18 protein-coding genes are annotated in these 20,567 nt (G+C 37.8%); 12 read left to right on the top strand and 6 right to left on the bottom strand.

What is annotated here, in order from left to right; translation table 11 throughout:
* Positions 1–18: 18 nt before the first annotated feature.
* The 3 genes from E6H07_03410 to E6H07_03400 all read left to right on the top strand — a co-directional run bounded on the left by E6H07_03410 (position 19) and on the right by E6H07_03400 (position 4,983).
* Entirely contained in the window at positions 19–3,375 is a 3,357-nt protein-coding gene (locus tag E6H07_03410; protein ID TMI64979.1) for a methylmalonyl-CoA mutase, read from the top strand.
* Between the two features lie 87 nt (positions 3,376–3,462).
* On the top strand, positions 3,463–4,068 hold the full coding sequence (locus E6H07_03405; protein TMI64978.1) for a hypothetical protein: 606 nt from the start codon (positions 3,463–3,465) through the stop codon (positions 4,066–4,068).
* 102 nt (positions 4,069–4,170) lie between these two features.
* The gene (locus E6H07_03400) at positions 4,171–4,983 is read left to right on the top strand and encodes an N-acetylmuramoyl-L-alanine amidase (GenBank protein ID TMI64977.1); all 813 of its coding nucleotides are present in this window, start codon (positions 4,171–4,173) and stop codon (positions 4,981–4,983) included.
* On the opposite strand, the gene E6H07_03395 is transcribed toward E6H07_03400, so the two are convergent.
* Positions 4,984–6,528, bottom strand: a complete 1,545-nt coding sequence (locus E6H07_03395; protein TMI64976.1) for a sulfatase — start codon at positions 6,526–6,528, stop codon at positions 4,984–4,986.
* A gap of 69 nt (positions 6,529–6,597) precedes the next feature.
* Between E6H07_03395 and E6H07_03390 the strand changes: the two genes are divergently transcribed.
* The gene (locus E6H07_03390; protein TMI64975.1) at positions 6,598–7,542 is read left to right on the top strand and encodes a DUF72 domain-containing protein; all 945 of its coding nucleotides are present in this window, start codon (positions 6,598–6,600) and stop codon (positions 7,540–7,542) included.
* On the opposite strand, the gene E6H07_03385 is transcribed toward E6H07_03390, so the two are convergent.
* The 3 genes from E6H07_03385 to umuD form a co-directional block, all read right to left on the bottom strand.
* A complete protein-coding gene (locus E6H07_03385; protein TMI64974.1) occupies positions 7,539–8,822 on the bottom strand; it encodes a Y-family DNA polymerase in 1,284 nt (427 codons plus the stop codon). The two genes, E6H07_03390 and E6H07_03385, sit on opposite strands and share 4 nt — an antisense overlap.
* Before the next feature lie 68 nt (positions 8,823–8,890).
* Complete coding sequence (gene tnpA, locus E6H07_03380; GenBank protein ID TMI64973.1) at positions 8,891–9,331, bottom strand: IS200/IS605 family transposase; 441 nt, start codon at positions 9,329–9,331, stop codon at positions 8,891–8,893.
* A 40-nt stretch (positions 9,332–9,371) separates the two neighbouring features.
* Complete coding sequence (gene umuD / locus E6H07_03375) at positions 9,372–9,806, bottom strand: translesion error-prone DNA polymerase V autoproteolytic subunit (GenBank protein ID TMI64972.1); 435 nt, start codon at positions 9,804–9,806, stop codon at positions 9,372–9,374.
* Positions 9,807–9,889: 83 nt separating this feature from the next.
* Between umuD and E6H07_03370 the strand changes: the two genes are divergently transcribed.
* Both E6H07_03370 and E6H07_03365 read left to right on the top strand, forming a co-directional pair.
* The gene (locus tag E6H07_03370; GenBank protein TMI64971.1) at positions 9,890–10,519 is read left to right on the top strand and encodes a 2'-5' RNA ligase family protein; all 630 of its coding nucleotides are present in this window, start codon (positions 9,890–9,892) and stop codon (positions 10,517–10,519) included.
* A 172-nt stretch (positions 10,520–10,691) separates the two neighbouring features.
* The gene (locus E6H07_03365) at positions 10,692–11,801 is read left to right on the top strand and encodes a PA0069 family radical SAM protein (GenBank protein TMI64970.1); all 1,110 of its coding nucleotides are present in this window, start codon (positions 10,692–10,694) and stop codon (positions 11,799–11,801) included.
* Positions 11,802–11,846: 45 nt separating this feature from the next.
* Here E6H07_03365 and E6H07_03360 read toward each other — a convergent pair whose 3' ends face one another.
* Both E6H07_03360 and E6H07_03355 read right to left on the bottom strand, forming a co-directional pair.
* Positions 11,847–12,263, bottom strand: coding sequence for an META domain-containing protein (locus E6H07_03360; GenBank protein TMI64969.1), 417 nt, complete (start codon positions 12,261–12,263; stop codon positions 11,847–11,849).
* Positions 12,264–12,726: 463 nt separating this feature from the next.
* The gene (locus tag E6H07_03355; protein TMI64968.1) at positions 12,727–13,974 is read right to left on the bottom strand and encodes a DUF5009 domain-containing protein; all 1,248 of its coding nucleotides are present in this window, start codon (positions 13,972–13,974) and stop codon (positions 12,727–12,729) included.
* A 70-nt stretch (positions 13,975–14,044) separates the two neighbouring features.
* Here E6H07_03355 and E6H07_03350 point away from each other — a divergent pair, with 70 nt between their 5' ends.
* The 6 genes from E6H07_03350 (at position 14,045) to rfbB (ending at position 20,557) form a co-directional block, all read left to right on the top strand.
* Positions 14,045–14,626 (top strand): N-acetyltransferase, encoded by a 582-nt coding sequence (locus E6H07_03350; GenBank protein TMI64967.1) that lies wholly within the window; start codon positions 14,045–14,047, stop codon positions 14,624–14,626.
* Positions 14,627–14,818: 192 nt separating this feature from the next.
* On the top strand, positions 14,819–15,322 hold the full coding sequence (locus tag E6H07_03345) for a UpxY family transcription antiterminator (GenBank protein TMI64966.1): 504 nt from the start codon (positions 14,819–14,821) through the stop codon (positions 15,320–15,322).
* 48 nt (positions 15,323–15,370) lie between these two features.
* Positions 15,371–16,135 (top strand): hypothetical protein, encoded by a 765-nt coding sequence (locus tag E6H07_03340; protein ID TMI64965.1) that lies wholly within the window; start codon positions 15,371–15,373, stop codon positions 16,133–16,135.
* Positions 16,136–16,160: 25 nt separating this feature from the next.
* Positions 16,161–18,533 (top strand): polysaccharide biosynthesis tyrosine autokinase, encoded by a 2,373-nt coding sequence (locus E6H07_03335; protein TMI64964.1) that lies wholly within the window; start codon positions 16,161–16,163, stop codon positions 18,531–18,533.
* Between the two features lie 15 nt (positions 18,534–18,548).
* Positions 18,549–19,508, top strand: coding sequence for an SDR family oxidoreductase (locus tag E6H07_03330; protein TMI64963.1), 960 nt, complete (start codon positions 18,549–18,551; stop codon positions 19,506–19,508).
* Positions 19,505–20,557, top strand: coding sequence for a dTDP-glucose 4,6-dehydratase (gene rfbB, locus E6H07_03325; GenBank protein TMI64962.1), 1,053 nt, complete (start codon positions 19,505–19,507; stop codon positions 20,555–20,557). Before E6H07_03330 ends, rfbB begins: the two co-directional genes overlap by 4 nt.
* Positions 20,558–20,567: the final 10 nt, after the last annotated feature.

The following is a 20,567-nucleotide window of genomic DNA, read 5'->3' as shown; positions in this document are numbered from 1 at the left end:
TATTACCTTTGACGCCTGATGAGTTACCAGCCAAAAAATAAAGTACGAATAGTCACAGCTGCCAGTTTATTTGATGGTCACGATGCTGCTATTAATATTATGCGCCGCATCATGCAAAGCAAAGGTGCCGAGATCATTCACCTCGGGCATAACCGGAGCGTAAAAGAAATTGTAGAGACGGCTATTGAAGAAGATGTACAGGGAATTGCAATCACTTCTTACCAGGGTGGGCATGTGGAGTTTTTTAAATACATGAAAGATCTGCTGGAAGAAAATGGTTGCGGGCATATAAAAATTTTCGGCGGTGGAGGCGGTACTATTTTGCCAACCGAGATTGAAGAATTACATAAATATGGTATCAGCCGGATCTATTCGCCGGATGATGGACGACATATGGGGCTGGAAGGGATGATTGAAGATGTAATTATGAAATGTGATGTACAGTTGAATGGAAAAGCGGATTATAAAATGCCGATGAAACTTGAGGAAGTTAAGGATGTAAGAGTCATTGCAAGACAGATTACAAATGCAGAAAACGGAGGTCAGCCAGCAGTTAAGAGCCAGAAGCCAGGAGTTAGAACAATTCCTGTACTTGGAATTACAGGAACAGGAGGTGCTGGTAAATCTTCAGTTACTGATGAAATCGTTCGCCGCTTCCTCCACAACTTTACTGATAAAACTATTGCTGTTATTTCTGTTGATCCTTCAAAAAAGAAAACTGGTGGTGCATTACTGGGTGACAGGATACGAATGAATTCTATTTCACATCCGAGGGCTTATATGCGCAGTCTTGCAACAAGAGATGATAATACGGCACTAAGTAGTGCAGTACAGGAAGCAATTGATATTTGTAAAGATGCTGATTTTGATTTTATAATATTGGAAAGTGCAGGTGTTGGACAAAGTGATGCCTCTATACTGGACTATTGTGATGTAAGTATGTATGTGATGACACCTGAGTATGGAGCAGCAAGCCAGTTGGAGAAGATCAATATGCTTGATTATGCTGATCTTGTTTGTATCAACAAATTTGATAAAGCAGGCGCATTGGATGCATTGGCCGATGTAAGAAAACAATATAAACGTAATCACCTGTTATTTACAGCAAAAGATAATGAGCTACCGATTGTGGGTACAATGGCGAGCAAGTTTAATGATGATGGAGTGAATCAGTTGTTCGAATTAATGCTGAAGAAAATCGAAAACAAAACAAACACAGCGTTTGGTGAATATCATTTTGCCGAAACAGCTAAAGTATCGCAGGCAATCATTCCATCAAGCCGGGTAAGATATTTAAGTGAGATCAGTGAAAATAACAGGGGTTATGATCAACTGGTAACAGACCAGGCTGCTATTGCTTCAAAGTTGTACCAATTTAATGGAGCAAAGGAAACTTTAAAAGAAAAAGCAGATGCTTCATTATTGAAAACAATTGATGAGCAAATCGCATTTTATACAGATCAATTGACACCGGTAAGTCGCAAGCTTATCACTAATTGGAATGAAAAAATAAAGGAATACCAGAAAGATTATTATGAATACACAGTTCGTGATAAGGTGATAAAACTGGAAATGTTTTCAAAAAGTTTATCCGGCACAAGAATCCCAAAGGTTGTTTTACCTAAATACAAAGACTGGGGTGATATATTAAAATGGCAGGCGCAGGAAAATGTGCCCGGCCATTTTCCATTTACCGGCGGTGTGTTTCCATTAAAAAGAGAAGGAGAAGATCCGACAAGAATGTTTGCAGGCGAAGGCGGACCCGAAAGAACCAACAAAAGATTTCATTATGTAAGTCTTGATCAACCTGCCATAAGATTATCTACTGCTTTTGATAGTGTAACGCTGTATGGCGAAGACCCTGCTTATCGTCCGGATATTTATGGTAAGATCGGGAATGCAGGTGTGAGCATTGCTACTGTTGATGATGCGAAGAAATTGTATAGTGGGTTTGACCTATGTGATCCAAAAACATCTGTGTCAATGACCATAAATGGTCCTGCCCCGATGCTGCTTGCATTTTTTATGAATGCGGCAATTGATCAGCAATGTGAGAAAAAGATAAAAGAACTGGGATTAGAAAAAGACTTGGAAAGAATTAGTAAGGAGAAATATAAAAATCAAAAGGCACCTGTATATAATAATACCTCATCACCGGGTAATTTACCTCAAGGAAGCGATGGACTTGGATTAAAACTGCTTGGGTTAAGTGGAGATGAAGTTTTACCTAAAAATGTTTATGAGCAATGTAAACAAGTAGCATTACAGCAGGTGAGAGGAACAGTGCAAGCCGATATTCTAAAAGAAGACCAGGCGCAAAATACCTGTATTTTCTCAACTGAGTTTGCGTTGAAGCTGATGGGGGATATGCAGGAATATTTTATTCAGAATAAAATCCGCAATTTTTATAGCGTAAGCATCAGTGGTTATCATATTGCTGAAGCAGGTGCTAACCCTATTTCGCAGCTGGCATTTACACTGGCAAACGGATTTACTTATGTTGAATATTATCTTAGTCGCGGAATGAGTATTGATGAGTTTGCGCCAAATCTTTCCTTCTTCTTTAGCAATGGAATGGATCCGGAGTATAGTGTGATCGGGCGGGTGGCACGCCGTATCTGGGCAAAAGCGATGAAGTATAAATACAAATCGAACAAGCGCAGCCAGATGTTGAAGTATCATATTCAGACATCCGGCAGAAGTTTACATGCACAGGAAATAGATTTTAATGATATCCGCACAACGCTACAAGCATTATATGCTATTTATGATAACTGTAATTCACTTCATACAAATGCTTATGATGAAGCGATAACAACGCCTACTGAAGAAAGTGTAAGGCGTGCAATGGCAATTCAATTGATCATTAACCGTGAGTTAGGTACTGCAAAAACAGAGAATTTTAACCAGGGTTCATTTGCAATTGAAGAGTTAACAGATTTGGTAGAAGAAGCTGTATTAACAGAATTTGATCGCATTACTGAAAGAGGCGGTGTGCTAGGTGCAATGGAAAGAATGTACCAGCGAAATAAAATACAGGAAGAAAGTTTATTCTATGAACATCAAAAGCATACCGGTGAATACCCGATAGTTGGTGTAAATACATTTTTAAATAAGCAAGGTTCTCCGACAATTGTACCCGGCGAAGTAATCCGAAGTACTACCGAAGAAAAAGAACAGCAGATAAATAACTTGTATGCATTCTGGAAAAGAAATGAAGGCAAGTCAGATGAAATGTTAAAGCGGTTGAAAAATACGGCTATTCAAAATGGCAATTTGTTTGAAGCGTTGATGGAAACAGTCAAATATTGCTCACTCGGGCAAATTACTAATGCTTTATACGAAGTTGGCGGACAATACCGGCGAAATATGTAAAAGGTTTGACCGCAACCTATTGGTATTCCTACACGTCTTTTATTCTGGCATGATTTTTTAACCCGTTAGAACATTAAAATCAAAACAATGAAAAGAATTTTATTTCTGCTTACAACACTCACATTCAGCGTAGCAATGATTGGCCAGGGAAACAGCGATGGTAATAAAGACAAAGCAAAGGATAAAGGCAAGCCGGTAGCAACTGACCAATCTGGTAAGAGTAAAGACAAAGAAAAAGCTGATAAGGAAAAAAAAGAAAGAGCCGACCATGACAAAAAAATATGGGAAGGAACGAGTGATAAAAGCGGTGGTCCTAAGGCTTCGAAGAATCAGCCAACGAAAGTTAGTTCTGCATTTCAACGAGATTATCCCAATGCAACAAATGTTTACTGGACAAAATACCGCGGTGACTGGACAGCTACTTTCGGCAATGGTATCTGGCGTTCAACTGCAGTGTATCATGCAAACGGTGATAGAAGAGATACAAGAACTCTTGTAAGTCGTGAGAGCATACCTCGTAAGATTTTGGATGTAATATTCAAGCAAAAGCCAGAGGCAAAAGTAGATGAAGCTATCAAAATAGAAGTACCGAAAGGGCTAAAAGACATCTTCAGAATAAAAGATATTATTAATGGTAAGGCTGAATTTCAGTATTATAATGCTGATGGTATTAAAGTACAGTATAATTATTAACCTGCCTGATTAATTTATTTAAGCGAACTGCCTCGTCGAAAACGAGGCAGTTTTATTTTGCATTCAGCTTTTGATTAACTTCCGCCCATAAAAGAGTTTATAATGCGGTCATTTCTGTTTTTGTTTGTGGTTATCATAGTTATTGCAGGTTGCTCACAAAATGCTTATAAATCCACAAATAAGGTTTATAAAAAACAAGTGAAGGAATTTGCAAAAATTCTTCGTGAATACCCTTTGAAAGATTCTGTTGGGCTGAATTATGCTGCTGATTGGGCAGGTACCACGAATTTTTCTTTACGTCGTCCGAATTTTGTAGTTATTCATCATACTGCACAAAACAGTTGCGAGCAAACGGTAAAGACATTTACAACGAAAGATTCAAGAGCTGTAAGTGCTCATTATGTTATTTGCGAGGATGGCAGTGTACATCACATGCTCAATGATCTGTTGCGGGCACATCATGCCGGTGTAAGCAAATGGGGAAATGCGACTGATTTAAATTCTTCAAGCATTGGAATTGAAATTGATAATAACGGAAGTGAACCTTTTCCAGAAGCACAAATGAATAGCTTGCTACAATTGCTTGATAGGTTAAAGAAAGCGTATAGCATACCGCAAACAAATTTTATAGGTCATGCTGATGTGGCACCAGGAAGAAAAGTCGATCCCAGCAGGTTCTTTTCATGGAAGACATTAGCGGATAAAGGATTCGGGTATTGGTATGATACAACCGCCGTACAGGTGCCGGTAGATTTTAATGCAATGCAGGCATTACGTATTGTCGGCTACAACATTGCAAAACCGGAAATAGCTATTCAGTCTTATAAAATTCATTTTGTGCCACAGGATACTACGAGTATAATCAATGATAATGACAGGAAAATCTTGTTTAGCCTAATGCAGAAATATCAATAGTTATTTTAATTCTCCGGCAGTTTCATGGTCGTTATACTTATTCCGCAATTCAAGTAGTTTATTTTTCATTTGCTGAATTACAGATTTATGTGCTGCTGAGTTTATCAGATTTTTTTGTTCGGCCGGGTCAGTTTTTATATCATAAAATTCCCATTCGTTGACTGTATAAAAATAAACGAGTTTGTAGCGTTCACCTCTTACACCCAAATGCGGCACTACAGCATGATCAAATGGATATTCGTAGTAATGATAGTACAGATCTTTCCTGGGCAACGTTTTTTGTTTACCCATTAGTAATGGTTTCAGACTGATGCCATCCATCCATTCCGGTACTTTTACTCCTGCTATGTCAAGCATGGTAGGGGCATAGTCTATATTCTGTACCATTGATGTGGCAATAGTTCCGGGTTTTATTTTTCCCGGCCATCTTATCAGTAATGGCGATTGCATGGATACATCATACATCCAGCGTTTATCAAACCAACCATTTTCACCAAGATAAAATCCCTGGTCTCCTGTATATATCACGGCTGTGTTATTGGTTAGATCATTATTATCCAGGTAATCCAGCAATCGTCCAATATTTTCATCAATAGAAGCAACACAGGCCATATAATCCTGTATATACCATTGATATTTTAGTTTTAAAACAAGGCTATCATTTCCCCACACATTAATTAATTGTTTGCCCCTTTCATCATAAATTTCCTTTATTCTTTTTCTGTCTGCTTCAGGTACCCGGTTCATAGTTGCATTATAACCCCGTATATCAGCTGAATCAATTTTAAAATCCTTTAACTGTGAAAAATAAACAGGATCAACTTTCAGATCTGTTCCTAATGTCATATCATAAAGAATACTCATCTTTTGAATTTGCCATGCTTTGCCATGTTGCTTCATGTCAGCATATAGTGTTGGCGGCTCAGGAAAAGATTTTTTACTGAAAACTTCAACCCATTTCAGCTTAGGCATAAAATTCCGGTGAGGAGCTTTGTGATGCAGTAATAATAAAAATGGTTTTTGTTTATCTCGGTTATCTAACCAGTTCAACGCTTCATCGGTGATGACATCTGTTGCATAACCTTTAATAACTGTTGTATCTCCTTTCATATTGATCATCCGGGGATCATAGTATAACCCTTGTCCGGGAAGGATTTTCCAATAATCAAAACCGGTTGGATAAGAAACCAAATGCCATTTACCTACAATGGCAGATTGATAACCTGCTGGGTTCAATAATTTTGGTAATGTAATTTTTGATGAATCAAAACGAGTACGATTGTCCTTCATCCCGTTTTTATGTGAATGTTGACCAGTAAGTAAAGTTGCTCTTGCTGGTCCGCAGATAGAGTTACCGACAAATGCGTTTTTAAATAACATTCCTTCTTTGGCGAGCTTGTCAATATTTGGTGTTGAGATAAAATTTTTGTTATAGGCACTAATGGCATCCGCATCATGATCATCACTCATAATATAAATGATGTTCGGTTTTTGCTGTGCTGTTAATTGAGTTGAAACGAATAGGAGAATAATTAAAAATCGCATAGTAAAGTTTGTAGATGAAAAGGTATAATTTTTACTCTTAACTTTAGCTGTAATAAAAAAAACAACTTTATGGAGTTTGGAAGAGTGCCTGAAGAAGAATTGAATAGTATTGATTTTTCATTGCCTGCCGAACCTGCCGGTAATAAAAAGATATTGAAAGGAAAACCGGTTAAGAGCCCGAAAATATATCTTGGTTGTGCTAAGTGGGGGAGAACAGAATGGGTTGGTAAAATTTATCCGCCTAAGACAAAAGAGAAAGATTTTCTCCAGCATTATGTTGAACATTATAATTGTATTGAATTAAATGCGACACATTATAAAATATATGGCGAAGCGGGGATAAGCAAATGGGCAGATAAGGCAAAAGGGAAGGATTTTAAATTCTGCCCCAAGATGTACCAGGGAGTTACGCATCGTGGTAGTTTGAAAGGAAAGGATTTTATAGTCAATGAATTTTTTAGGGGTATTGTTGCGTTTAAAGAACATCTCGGACCCGTCTTCATACAGGTAAGTGATAGCTTTTCTCCCAATCGTAAAAAGGAGTTGTTTGATTTTCTTGCATCGTTGCCAAAAGATCTGCAGTTCTTTTTAGAAGTAAGACATCCGGGATGGTTTACAAAACCAGAAGTGATGAATGAGATGTTGGAAAATCTTTCTTCAATGAATATGGGTGCTGTTATAACTGACACAGCTGGCAGAAGAGATTGTGCACATATGCATTTAACCATTCCAAAAGTTTTTATCCGGTATGTAGGAAATAGTTTACACCCTTCTGATTATACACGATGTGATGCATGGATCAAAAGAATGAAATATTGGCTGGAGAAGGGCGCAGAAGAATTGTACTTCTTTATGCATATGCACGACGAAGCAACTTCACCTGAATTGACCGTTTATCTCGTAGATAAAATGAATAAAGAAATAGGATTGAATCTGATCAAGCCAAAGTTTATTGATAGTAATTCATCGCCAGCGACAAAATCTAAGCCTAAACAAAAAGGATTGTTTGACTAACGGATCTCATATAACTCTTCCCATCTTGTGGTATAACGGGAGCTTCTTAGCTCCTGCCGCATTTTCCAGTCTCTCGTAGTGCCGGATGCGGCAAATTTCAACACATCATCCCGCTGACTGAAATTGATATTGTCGATCATATCCATCAGTTTTCGTTCAGCGTTTTTTGTTTCAGTTAAAAACAAATTGCCTTGTATGGATTCATCCGGAACAATACCGCTTAACATTACACCGGCTTTTTTATATAATTGTCCTTTTTCATATAATGTATCTACTAATTCTACAGCAGGTTTTATCAGCTCATTGGTAAATGAAGTTGCAACCGCAAGCGTAGCATGATTGCTAATAGTTCCGTATTTTTTAAAATTAAGCATATGATCCTGGTCTTTAGTTACGACAAAAACACTGACAATCCTTGCTGCGCTATTTTGCCTTCTTAATTTTTCTGCCGCTCTTGATGTATAAGTGGCGACGGCTTCTTTAATATCGTTTATATCACCAACAGGGCTTCCGAACATTCTTGTCGTGGCGATCATTTTTTTACTTACCAGTTCATCTTCCATTTTTTTAGCAATTACACCTTTCAGTTCACGGATCAATCGTACACCCATTACACCGCCGAGATATGTTTTACCAAATTCCTCATTCATATTCCGCAATTGTAATGCAGTTTCAATGCCCCAAAGACTTTTTAACTTTTGAGCATACTGAAAACCTACACCCCATATATCCCCGATCGGCGTTTTGTGTAAAGCATCAATAATTTTTTCATCTGTATTAAGTACGGAGATACAATTCGTTTTTTGTTTATCTTTTTTTGCCAGGCGGTTGGCAAGTTTTGCCAGCACTTTCGTTGGCCCTACACCTACAGATACTTTAATGCCTGTCCATGTTTCTGTAGTTTCTCTTATTTCTTCTGCTATGCGTTGTAAATCTTCAGGAGGAAAAATGCTTAAATCAACAAAGGCTTCATCAACAGAATATACTTCAACATTGTTCTTACCAAATAATATACGTAATGTTTCCATTACCCGCCAACTCAGATCACCATATAAATTATAATTAGAAGAGAAAACAGATACATTGTGTTTTTGTATCAATGGTTTTGCCATAAAATAAGGGCCTGCCATTTCTACTCCGAGCTTTTTTGCTTCATCACTCCTGGAAATAATACATCCATCATTGTTGCTTAGAACAACAACAGGTTTTTTATCCAAATGTGGTTGGAATAAGCGTTCACATGAACAATAGAAATTATTACAATCAACAATAGCCTTCATTTTATTTCATTATCTCAGGCCTGAAGGCCTGAGCAAGTCATAATACCTCTATTAAATTGCTCCGGGCTTTAGCCCGGAGAACCTGTCAATGCAAAACCATATTTTTTCATAAATTCATCATATTCCTGTTGAAATGTCTTCTTTGCATGATGTTCTTCTTGGTTCTTAATATATTCTCTTACCTTATCTATTCCGGATTCACTTACCGATACTGCGAAATAATCATCCTGCCACTCAAATTTTTGAGGGGTTAATTTATTCTTATTTATCCAATAGGAACTTTCTCCTTTGATCAACTGAACTACGTTGGCGATTGTTTGATCAGCATTCAGAGAAATGAGAATATGTATATGATCGATATGACCATTAATAAAATCAATATGAATATTTTTTACTAATGCATTTTCCCTGATATGAGAGAATATTTTTTTACGAATGCTCTTATCCAAAGCAGGCTCTCTTTTTTTAGTTGCCCAGACTAAATGGATCCACATTTTTGTATATCCCATAATTTTGCTTTATGAATAATTCATTCACTTGCCCTCGGCTTTAGCCGAGGGGATGAATAGAATAAACAACCACCCCCCATACCGTAAAATCGGTGAATTCTGAAAGATTAATGGGCTTATACCGATCATTTTCGGGTATTAAAAAAGAAGATGAAAAATTTTTTAAAAAACGCCGAACCAATAATTCACCATTTAAGACAGCAACAATCACTCTTCCACTTGCTTTACTGATCGATCGGTCAACTATCAACACATCACCATCGAAAATCCCGGCCTCCTTCATAGCATCCCCTTTCATCCGGAAAAAATATGTAGCTGGTTTGTTGCGTATGAGTTGTTCGTTTAAATCGATGCCCCGTTCCATATAATCATCAGCGGCAGCACCAAAGCCAGTAGCGTTGGCAGTTTTAACTTCTTGTTGAGTAAACTGTTTTGAACCCCTGTACGCAGCGCCATAAAATTCTTCTCCTTCCATAAAAATAATTTTTGTAAAGCTAAAACTTTTAGTAAATTTATACTAACAAATAGGGCAATTAATTTTTAGCAAAAGGAGGGAATATGAAAACGATCATAAACACAATCCCCGGGTACCGGGTATATGAGTATTTGTTAGTACTCAATCCGCATGAAGAGTTATGGAACAGGATAATGAAAGTAAAAGAAACATTTGCGGATGAATATAAATCCGATCATGCAAGATGGGGTAAGCCACATATTACATTGGTGAACTTTGTACAATATGCCATGATGGAAGAAAGAATTATTAACCGGCTGCAAACAGTAGCAATGGGCTATCCGCCATTTAAGGTAGAGCTGAAAGACTTCGGCAGCTTCCCTTCTCATACCATATATATAAATGTAACAAGCAAACTACCGGTTCAGGGTTTAGTAAAAGAAATTCGTCACGATGCTCAGCGATTAATGAAGCTAAATGACGATAATAAACCGCATTTTATTCTTGAACCGCATTTAACCATTGCAAGAAAATTACAACCATGGCAATATGAAAAAGGATGGTTGGAATACAGTCATAAACATTTTACCGGAAAATTTATAGCTGATTCAATGGTATTATTAAAAAGACCGGTTGATGAATCTGATGGCAATCGGATGAAATATCATATCGTTCAGCGCTTTGAATTTCAAAATATGCCGGTAACAACAAAGCAAGGTGACCTGTTTGGATAAAGACTTATCCGAAACAATATAGTGGGATGGGGAATGTGAGTAAGGAGAATAAAGAGTAAGTGATGTGTGAAATCATGCCAGGGCTTAGAATCCTGGCGTCGGTTATGTGAGAGAGAAACAAAACTCTTTATTCTCCTTTTTTGTTTTTTATAAACTAAAACCAACAAATCATATGTCAGAGAAATTGAAACAAGACCATTTTAAAGTGGCAGTGAAACAGCAGGACGAGAACCAAACTTATCTGCAAGGAAGAGGAGCGCAGATCAATACTAAAAATAAATTCCTGAAAAATGAAAGTACAAGAGAGCATATTGAAGGGATTGATGACTGGGAAGAATCGAATGTGCCGACGCAATACCTGGAACAGGAAAGCAAAACGATCGTAAACAAGGTAGAAAGCCCGGATGTGGGAATGAGTTACAGCATGAATCCTTATGCCGGATGTGAACACGGTTGTATTTATTGTTATGCAAGAAATGTACATGAGTACTGGGGTTATAGTGCTGGATTGGATTTTGAAAGAAAGATAATTGTAAAGAAAAATGCGCCACAGTTACTCAGAAAATTCCTGATGCATAAAAACTGGGATGCCACGCCGATCATGTTGAGTGGGAATACAGATTGTTATCAACCCGCTGAACAAACTTATCGATTAACAAGAGGTTTGCTTGAAGTATGTAATGAATTCAATCAGCCCGTTGGTATTCTTACAAAAAATTCATGGATACTAAAAGATAAAGATGTGTTGCAGGAAATGGCAAAGAAGAAAATTGTTTCAGCCATGGTTTCTATTACATCTTTTAATGAAGACTTAAGACGAGTGATGGAACCCCGAACAACAACAGCCAAACAAAAACTGAAAGTAATTAATGAATTAAGTTCAGCGGGGGTAAGAATGGGAATTATGATGGGGCCAATGATACCAGGATTGAATGAACATGAAATGCAGCGGATCATGAAAGAAGCGAAAGATAACGGGGCAACGTTCACTGCATACACATTCATTCGATTGAATGGTGCTATAAAATTTTTATTTCATGATTGGCTATACAAAAATTTTCCAGATAGGGCAGATAAAGTCTGGCATCATATAGAACATAGCCATGATGGAAAAGTGAACGATACCCGCTGGGGTGTACGTATGCGTGGCGAAGGGCCTATTGCACAAATGGTTGCTCAGCAGTATAAAAAATATGGAAAGTTGTATGGCATGAATGCGGAAGAGTGGAGTTTGGATAGAAGTATTTTCAGAAGACCCGGGGGTCAAATAAAAATGTTCTGAAAATTATTTTTTAAAATTTCTTTCCAAAAATTTGGCAGCATTAGATTATTCAGCTAAAAATTCTACTAGTATTTCTTTATCATGATAAAGAAGTAATGTTTTGCCTTTTACCTCAAAACGATTAACCTTTTCCAAGCTGCCTAAAAAACTATTTTCTGTTTTTTGGACTTCTTCACAATACATCTTCGTTGAGAAAACATTTTTAAAATTTATATCACTTCCAGATACAGAAGCGGTACTTCCAAAATTATTGCAACTACCATTTCCGCCGGCGCTGCTTTTCTCCTTGTCAAATTTTATAAAAGCTTTTGTTTGTACATTTTCTATATTATCCCCGGTATAAATCTTCTTTAATAGCCATTTGGTATTATATAAAGGCATAGTTTCTGCCTGCGTTTTTTTAGATGAGGTACATGAAGCAAATAAGATAGCTGCAATGCAAAATAGAAATGTAAGTTTCATTATTGTTTGTTTTGTTTCTTTAAAGATGCATTTCACCTCCTAAGTGCATAGTATTTTATTTATAAGAATGTTAAAGTCCCGAAACAAGAAAACCTCTGTAGAAACAGAGGTCGCACCAAAACTAACTGCTTATGAGGAATTCTTATGTAGTAACTATTTTATAATTATTACTTCCAAAAAAACCGCCTTCTCTTTCTTCTTGTTCCGTGATCACAAAATCTTCTTTAATAGAAGATAGGTTCAGTTTTTTAATTTGTCTATGGTAATGTTTATATTTTTTTAATGCACTATTAAGCATCTTTTGAAAATTCTTTTTCATAAACCTGATTTTGTTATGTTCATGATTTTCAATTTTCATGCCAGCGAAATGCCTGAAAATAAAATGCTACTTAGTTTGGTAGAATAAATAGTTGAAAAACAACGAATTACACATCAAAATTTTTTGAGAAGATTTCTAAAGAGATTATACCTTGACATATATTTTCTTTTTATCCATCCAGTAACATATTGCCCACATGAATGTAATTACACAGAGTGCATAGAGTAATGAACCAATTCTTGGATCACCGGGAATGTTCACGAGTACTTTTTGATAAAGCCAGTTCCAGGGGTTGTAATAGGTCATTATCCCTTTTTCATTCAACCCGTTTTCAATCCGGATCAGTGCAAGACCTTTTGGGAGAAAAGCGCTGAGTGCAAAAACAAACAATGCATTTTTACCAAATACATCAAAAAACTTGGTGGGCCATCCCTTGTAATTTTTAAACTCAATTAAATAGATCATCATTGCGATAGTGATGATGCCAAGCCCGGTTGTATAAATTACATAAGAGCTGGTCCATATTTTTTTATTGATAGGGAAAAGCATATCCCAGCAAAAACCGGTAACGAGTAAAACAATACCTGCCACAAATAAATTTGAAAGCATTTCAAAACTTTTTCCCCGTCCGACCGTCTTCTCTTCAAAGATATTCAGGGCTTGGTCATCCCCGTCCGTACCGGCCCGGGCGGGCGGGCGGGCTTTTTTCTGAATATAATCTCCCACCATAAAACCCATAATCACCTGGGTAATGGCCGGTATTGTACTCAATAATCCTTCGGGGTCGAATGGCACACCTTCGCCTTTATACATATGTGCAATGTGAAGTATAGCTTTATCAATTGTATTTCCATACCAACCTGTAATGCTGTAAGGATCTGAAGGATTTCCAACAAAACAGATCACCCAATACAGCAATAACAGGATAAGCCCGGTTACAAATGCTCCGCGGAGTTTCAGATAATAGATAATGACTGATGCAAAAAAATAACAGATAGCGATCCGTTGCAGCACACCCAGGATTCTCACACCATTGCCAGGATTTTTTGCATCCACCCATGACCTGAAAACGATCTCACCACCTTCCCATTTTGAAAAAGGCCACCAGTTTAAAAACAACCCGATCAAAAAAATAAGTAAGGTTCTTTTTATAATTTTTTTCCAGAACACGGCATCACCGGCTGCTTCAAATCTTGGCATTACAAACGACAATGCATTACCCACTGCAAAAAGAAAAAAAGGAAAAACCAAGTCAGTAGGGGTTAATCCATGCCAGGGAGCATGCTCCAGTGGTGGGTAAATATGTCCCCAACTTCCCGGGTTATTTACCAATATCATCAGGCAAACAGTTGCCCCGCGGAATACATCAAGTGAATAGTAGCGTTGGTTCACAGCAGTCGTTTAATAAATTAAATGTAGGAAAACCTGTTGGCATAATGCCGACATTCACCATTTTTGCAACATGACCCCGGATAATATTTATATACACCCAAGTTCTGTGATCGATGAAGGTGCTAATATAGGCAATGGTACAAAGGTTTGGCATTTTAGTCATTTAATGCCCGGTTCTATTGTAGGTGAGAATTGCATTATAGGACAGAATGTTTTTATCGACCGAAATGTTTCCATAGGTAGCGGGGTAAAAATTCAAAACAATGTTTCAGTATACAATGGTGTTACCATTGAAAAAGATGTTTTTCTCGGACCATCGGTCGTATTCACCAACGTCATTAACCCCCGCAGTTTTATAGAAAGAAAAAATGAATTCAAAACAACACTGGTAAAACAGGGAGCAACTATCGGAGCCAATGCAACAATTCTTTGTGGAATTGAAATTGGCGCTTACGCCATGATCGGGGCTGGCTCAGTTGTTGTTAAGAATGTACCCGATTTTTCATTGATCGTTGGCAACCCGGCAAAGCAAATTGGCTGGGTGAATCATAATGGTAAAACGCTTGAATTTGATAGTTCAGGAATTGCGGTTTGTGCTGATACAGGGAAGAAATACAAGTTATTAAATGAGCTTGTAAAAGCCGAGTCATAGTTATTGACGACTGGGGATAATTCACTCAGAATCCGGCAATTTCATAAATCCCTCACTCACATTTCCCCTTATATTTGCAAGCAAATTGATGAACCATTCATCAGTTTTTTGATTCAGTCAATGCCATTGATAACCAGTTATCTAAAAAACTCTGTGTAACTGAGATGGCGAAGCTTTACCCGAATAGTTCTTATGGCAAATCCTAAATGGCTCGCTGTTTACACTAAACCCCGTTGGGAAAAAAAAGTAAATAAACTTTTACAGGAAAAAGGTGTAGAGAGCTATTGCCCTTTAAATAAGATAAGGAGAAAATGGAGTGACAGGATAAAAACCGTAGAAGAACCACTCTTTAAATCTTATGTTTTTGTGAAAGTAAATGAACTCGATCGTACTTCTGTGCGAATGACAAGTGGAGTTATCAATTTTGTGTACTGGGATGGAAAGCCGGCAGTCATAAAAGAAAAAGAGATAAATGCCATCAGACGTTTTTTGGATGAGTATGAAAATGTAGAAGTGCAGCCCATGGATCTAAAGATAAATCAACGGGTGGTGATCACCGGTGGGCCGCTAATGGATCAGCAGGGAAAGATCATTGCTTTGCATTCCAAAATTGCCAAAGTTGCTATCGATAGTCTTGGGTATATTTTAATTGCCCATATTGATAGAACTAAATTAACTTCGGCGCACTCAAAATGAAAAAACCATCACAGCTTTAACGGCTGCCATCTTTAATATATCGTATCAATGAAATTCCAACGCCTACTTTTATTGTTACCAGTTGCACAATTCTTACTTTCATGCGGCTCTCAAAAAAAATTACCACCCGATTATGCGGACAGGTATTCGGATACAACAATTAAGAAGACCTATAAATTCCCGGAATTCAAAATTCAAAAAGGCGATCTACTATCCATCAATATCTATAGTCTCAGTACTAACCCAAAGGCTGATGAGCCCTATAATTTACCCGTGGCAGCTCAAAATCCCGGGTTTCTTGTAGATGTTAATGGTAATATTGAATATCCAAGGTTGGGTACTATTCATGTCGATGGACTTACCAAGATCCAGTTAGCAGACGAGATAAAGAAAAAGCTAACAGACCCAGAACCCGATCTGCTGACAAGTCCTTCAGTTATTATCCGGTTTTTAAATTATAAGGTTACAGTACTTGGCCAGGTAGGCCACGAGGGTGTGTTAAACATCCCGGCAGAAAAAGTGACGATCCTGGAAGCAATAGGCCTTGCAGGAGGTATTAACGATTTTGGAAAAAAAGATGAAGTGAGAATCCTGAGAGAAACTCCGAATGAGATCGAAGTAGGTCATGTAGACCTTTCTTCTGACAGTCTTTTTCTATCACCTTATTACAATTTACAACCGAATGATGTAATAATTGTACAAGCCACCAAACAAAAATCAAAACAAGCAGATCAAAACCTTGCCATGCAGAAGATCGGATTTACATTAAGTCTTATAACTACGGCGGCACTGCTTTATGAACTCTTCAAATAAGGTCTAAATCTTATTACCCGAAACAATGCAAGAACAGAGTAACAATCCTAAGAGTGAGATGTGGAACCTGAGTGTAAGAGATTTGTTTTTTAAATACATCCGTTTTTTGCCGTGGATAGTAATTTCCATATCCATTTCATTGCTGGGCGCCTATTTGTATCTCCGTTATTCAACACCCATTTATAATGTAAGCGGTACATTGCTGATAAAAAGCGAAAGTCAGGGTGCCCGTACTGATAAATTTGATGATATATTTTCCAGCTCACGGGTACAGAATATTCAAAGCGAAGTTGAAATATTAAAATCAAAGCCATTAATATCAAGGGTTATAAAAAAACTTAACCTCCAGTACACCTATTTTGCAAAAGGAAAGATCAAGGATCAGAATATTTATAAAGCCAATCCTTTTGTACTGGAAGCAATAAATATGTTAGATTCTAACCGTTCTTTTACACTTAAGATCAGAATCCTTGATAATGAAACTTTCAAAAGTGATAATGTCCAGATAAAGTTTGGACAACTTTTCAAAAATCAATACGGTATTTTCCGGCTAAATAAAAAAACAAGATCTTTAGGAAAGGAATATTATGTTACTTATCACTCCACCTACTCAGCTGCTGCCGTCGTCGCTGGCTTATTGCAGGTAGTTCCGAAATCTGCGGGAACCGGGATCATTAATATCTCTATGCTGACGACGAGTTCCCAGATGGGGGCTGATATCATTAATAGCCTGATGGAAGAATACAGCAATTATACCAAAGAAGTGAAAAATAAGACCTCTGACCAGATGCTGGATTTTATTGATGGTCGTATTGATCTTCTTTCACACCAACTGGACAGTGTACAAAAACTGATGCTGGATTATATGGAGAGAAATAATATCATCGATATAGAAGATCAGTCAGGCGGATATTTTGAAAAAATACAAGAAACTGATAAACAGGTTGGGGAGTTTCAGCTCCAGGCAATGACACTGGACCAGATCTCGGGTTATCTGAAGGATCCGGAAAATGAATATAGTAAAGTGCCTTCTTCATTAACAATCGATGATCTGACCTTAGAAGAACTCATCGGTGGCTATAATAAACTCCAGGTAGAACGTGAGGCTTATATAAAAGAAAATATACCGGCAGGTAACCCAATTTATTCCGAAGTAGAAGAAAAGATCAAACTTTTAAAAAGTAGATTAATTGAGAATATATCCAATATTAAATCATCAATAAGCAGAAATATTAGTGAGCTGCACCGAAGCAACCAGAGTACAGAAGCTCAATTGAAACTTTTACCTGTTAAGACCCGGGGTTACTTTGAAATAAAACGCCAGGTAGATGGTAAGCAGGCTTTGTTTAATTTATTATTGGAAAAAAGAGAACAAACAGCAATTTCAAGGGCTTCCACTATTTCAAACTCACAAGTAGTTGAAAATTCATTTGCAAGTTCCATACCTGTTAAACCCAACAGAAGAGCGATCCAGATGTTGGCTATTCTCGTCGGCCTTGCTATTCCGGCTCTCATTATCTTCATGAAGGAAGTATTGAATGATAAAGTGACGACAAGATTTGATGTTGAAAAAGTGACCGCAGCCCCGATCCTTGGGGAGCTAGGCCACTCTTATGCCGACAATACACTAATTGTTAGTAAAGCTACCCGTAGTATGGTAGCTGAACAGTTCAGGATCATCCGGTCAAACCTGCAGTATATTCTTGGAAACAAAGAAAAACAAGTATTGCTGGTTACCTCCTCTTATAGTGGAGAGGGTAAATCTTTTGCAAGCACAAATATGGGTGCAGTATTGTCGCTGGCCGGAAAAAAAACAGTGGTACTGGAGTTTGATATTCGCAAACCGAAAGTAATGTCTGGTTTAGGTCTTCCCAAACGCAGTGGTATCACCAACTTTCTTGTAGGCAAATCAGAGGATCTTGATGAAATGCTTGTAAAGATCCCTGAGTATGAAAATCTATATGTTTTGGCTTGCGGCCCGATACCTCCAAATCCAGCCGAACTTTTATTAGGAGAGAGAGTAGACGTTCTTTTTGCAGAGCTAAAAAAACGATTTGATGTAATAATAATTGACACAGCTCCTGCAGGTATGGTGAGTGACGCATTGACGTTAGGTAAATTTGCGGACTGTACATTATATCTCGTAAGACAAGGGCATACATTTAAAAAGCAAATTGCCCTTATTGATGAATTTTATCGGGAGAATAAATTACCTAAGCTATCCATCATTATCAATGATGTTAAAGTAAAACCCGGTTACGGGTATTATGGTTATGGCCGTTACGGTTATGGTTATGGCTATGGTTACGGCAGCTATTACGAGGAAGAGCATCCACCTAAATCTTTCCTTGAAAAAGTAATAGACAAACTTGACTTTACAAAATTCTTTAAAAAATAAGCAGCTTCTGATCTTATGAAAATTCTGGTAACAGGCGGGGCAGGATTTATCGGCTCCAACATCGTGGGTACATTGCTAAAGGATGAGAAGATAAACGAAGTAAGAGTGCTTGATAATTTAAGCACAGGATCAATGGAAAATTTAAAAGAATTTACTACTAATCCACGTTTCAGTTTTATTGAAGCCGATATCAGAAATTCCGCAGCCTGCATAAAAGCCTGTGATGGTATTGATCTTATTACACACCAGGCTGCTTTGGGTTCAGTGCCCCGGTCAATCAATGATCCGCTCACTACCAATGATGTAAATATCACCGGCACACTAAATATTTTTCTGGCAGCAAAAGAAAAAAGAATCAAACGTGTGGTGTATGCTGCCAGCTCATCTACCTATGGCGATCACCCGGGTTTGCCTAAACAGGAGGATAAGATCGGGAAGCCGCTATCACCTTATGCCGTTACAAAACTGGTTAATGAATTGTATGCAAAAGTATTTGGCGAGCTATATGGCACTGAATTTATCGGGCTTCGCTACTTTAATATTTTCGGACCGAAGCAAAATCCCAAAGGACCTTATGCGGCCGTTATCCCATTGTTTGCAGAAGCCATTTTAAATAATAAACCGCCAACGATGAATGGCGATGGAACACATAGCCGTGATTTTACCTTTGTAGAAAATGCTGTCCAGGCAAACCTGCTTTCACTTTTTACAGAAAACAAAAATGCTGTGAACCAGGTTTATAATATTGCTTGCGGAGTGCAGACATCGCTGCTTGAATTATTCAACCAGCTGCAGAAGGAAGCAGGCGTAAGCATTCAACCTATATTCGGTTCTGAAAGAAAGGGAGACGTTAAACATAGTCTTGCAGATATAACAAAGGCTCAGCAATTATTGGATTACCGTCCTGTTGTTTCAGTAGGAGAAGGCCTGGCAATAACTTATAATTGGTACAAAGGGCAATCAAAGAAAAAATGAGCAGAACAATTATAATAACCGGTGGTGCAGGTTTTATCGGTTCGCATGTGGCCCGATTATTTGTAAAAAAATACCCGGATTACAGAATAATTAATCTTGATGCACTGACCTATGCAGGCAATCTCGAAAATCTGCGGGATATTGATAAAGAGCCCAACTATCTTTTTGAGAAAGCAAATATCCTGGATACTGACCAGCTGGAGCGGGTCTTTGTACGCTATCAGCCGGATGGTATCATACATCTTGCTGCAGAAAGCCATGTAGATCGTTCCATTGTTTCGCCGCTTGATTTTGTGTACACCAATGTGATCGGTACAGTAAACCTGTTGAATACAGCAAAACACTTTTGGAAAGACAATATGGAAGGCAAGCGTTTTCATCATGTATCCACTGATGAAGTATTTGGTGCATTGGGAGAAACAGGATTTTTTACAGAAGAAACAAGATACGATCCGCATTCACCATACAGTGCTTCTAAAGCATCCAGTGATCATTTTGTAAGAGCTTATCATGATACTTATGGTTTGCCGGCGATCGTCACCAACTGTTCCAATAATTACGGGCCTAATCATTTTCCCGAAAAGCTGATCCCACTTTTTATCAATAATATCATTAATAAGAAACCCTTACCGGTTTATGGTGATGGGCTTTTTACAAGGGACTGGTTGTTTGTAAAAGATCATGCAACAGCAATTGACCTGGTTTTTCACAAAGGAAAAACAGGAGATACTTATGGGATCGGCGGATTTAATGAATGGAAAAATATTGACCTGGTAAAATTGCTTTGCAAACTTATGGATGAAAAAATGGGGAATGCACCCGGGACCAGCGATCAATTGATCACTTATGTAAAAGACAGGCAGGGCCATGACAGGCGATATGCAATTGATGCATCAAAAATAAATAAGGAATTAGGCTGGAAACCCTCAGTTACTTTCGAAGAAGGATTATCACAAACAATTGACTGGTATTTACAAAATACAGAATGGCTTAAGCATGTAACAAACGGAGATTATATGCAGTATTATGAAAAGCAATATTCCCACTAACTATTAATTT

Source organism: Bacteroidota bacterium, assembly GCA_005882315.1.
Classification (GTDB): domain Bacteria; phylum Bacteroidota; class Bacteroidia; order Chitinophagales; family Chitinophagaceae; genus VBAR01.
The sequence above is the reverse complement of the archived record's forward strand: the minus strand, read 5'-3'. Positions and strand labels throughout refer to the sequence as shown.

What these genes read in the sequence shown, in the direction of transcription:
- E6H07_03350 (TMI64967.1), top strand. Translation starts at nt 14,045, where the DNA reads ATGACCCCGGATAATATTTATATACACCCAAGTTCTGTGATCGATGAA.
- E6H07_03340 (TMI64965.1), top strand. Translation starts at nt 15,371, where the DNA reads ATGAAATTCCAACGCCTACTTTTATTGTTACCAGTTGCACAATTCTTA.
- E6H07_03330 (TMI64963.1), top strand. Translation starts at nt 18,549, where the DNA reads ATGAAAATTCTGGTAACAGGCGGGGCAGGATTTATCGGCTCCAACATC.
- E6H07_03365 (TMI64970.1), top strand. Translation starts at nt 10,692, where the DNA reads ATGTCAGAGAAATTGAAACAAGACCATTTTAAAGTGGCAGTGAAACAG.
- umuD (TMI64972.1), bottom strand. Translation starts at nt 9,806, where the DNA reads ATGGAAGGAGAAGAATTTTATGGCGCTGCGTACAGGGGTTCAAAACAG.
- E6H07_03385 (TMI64974.1), bottom strand. Translation starts at nt 8,822, where the DNA reads ATGAAGGCTATTGTTGATTGTAATAATTTCTATTGTTCATGTGAACGC.
- E6H07_03405 (TMI64978.1), top strand. Translation starts at nt 3,463, where the DNA reads ATGAAAAGAATTTTATTTCTGCTTACAACACTCACATTCAGCGTAGCA.
- E6H07_03395 (TMI64976.1), bottom strand. Translation starts at nt 6,528, where the DNA reads ATGCGATTTTTAATTATTCTCCTATTCGTTTCAACTCAATTAACAGCA.
- E6H07_03335 (TMI64964.1), top strand. Translation starts at nt 16,161, where the DNA reads ATGCAAGAACAGAGTAACAATCCTAAGAGTGAGATGTGGAACCTGAGT.
- E6H07_03410 (TMI64979.1), top strand. Translation starts at nt 19, where the DNA reads ATGAGTTACCAGCCAAAAAATAAAGTACGAATAGTCACAGCTGCCAGT.
- E6H07_03370 (TMI64971.1), top strand. Translation starts at nt 9,890, where the DNA reads ATGAAAACGATCATAAACACAATCCCCGGGTACCGGGTATATGAGTAT.
- E6H07_03400 (TMI64977.1), top strand. Translation starts at nt 4,171, where the DNA reads ATGCGGTCATTTCTGTTTTTGTTTGTGGTTATCATAGTTATTGCAGGT.
- tnpA (TMI64973.1), bottom strand. Translation starts at nt 9,331, where the DNA reads ATGGGATATACAAAAATGTGGATCCATTTAGTCTGGGCAACTAAAAAA.
- E6H07_03360 (TMI64969.1), bottom strand. Translation starts at nt 12,263, where the DNA reads ATGAAACTTACATTTCTATTTTGCATTGCAGCTATCTTATTTGCTTCA.
- E6H07_03345 (TMI64966.1), top strand. Translation starts at nt 14,819, where the DNA reads ATGGCAAATCCTAAATGGCTCGCTGTTTACACTAAACCCCGTTGGGAA.
- rfbB (TMI64962.1), top strand. Translation starts at nt 19,505, where the DNA reads ATGAGCAGAACAATTATAATAACCGGTGGTGCAGGTTTTATCGGTTCG.
- E6H07_03390 (TMI64975.1), top strand. Translation starts at nt 6,598, where the DNA reads ATGGAGTTTGGAAGAGTGCCTGAAGAAGAATTGAATAGTATTGATTTT.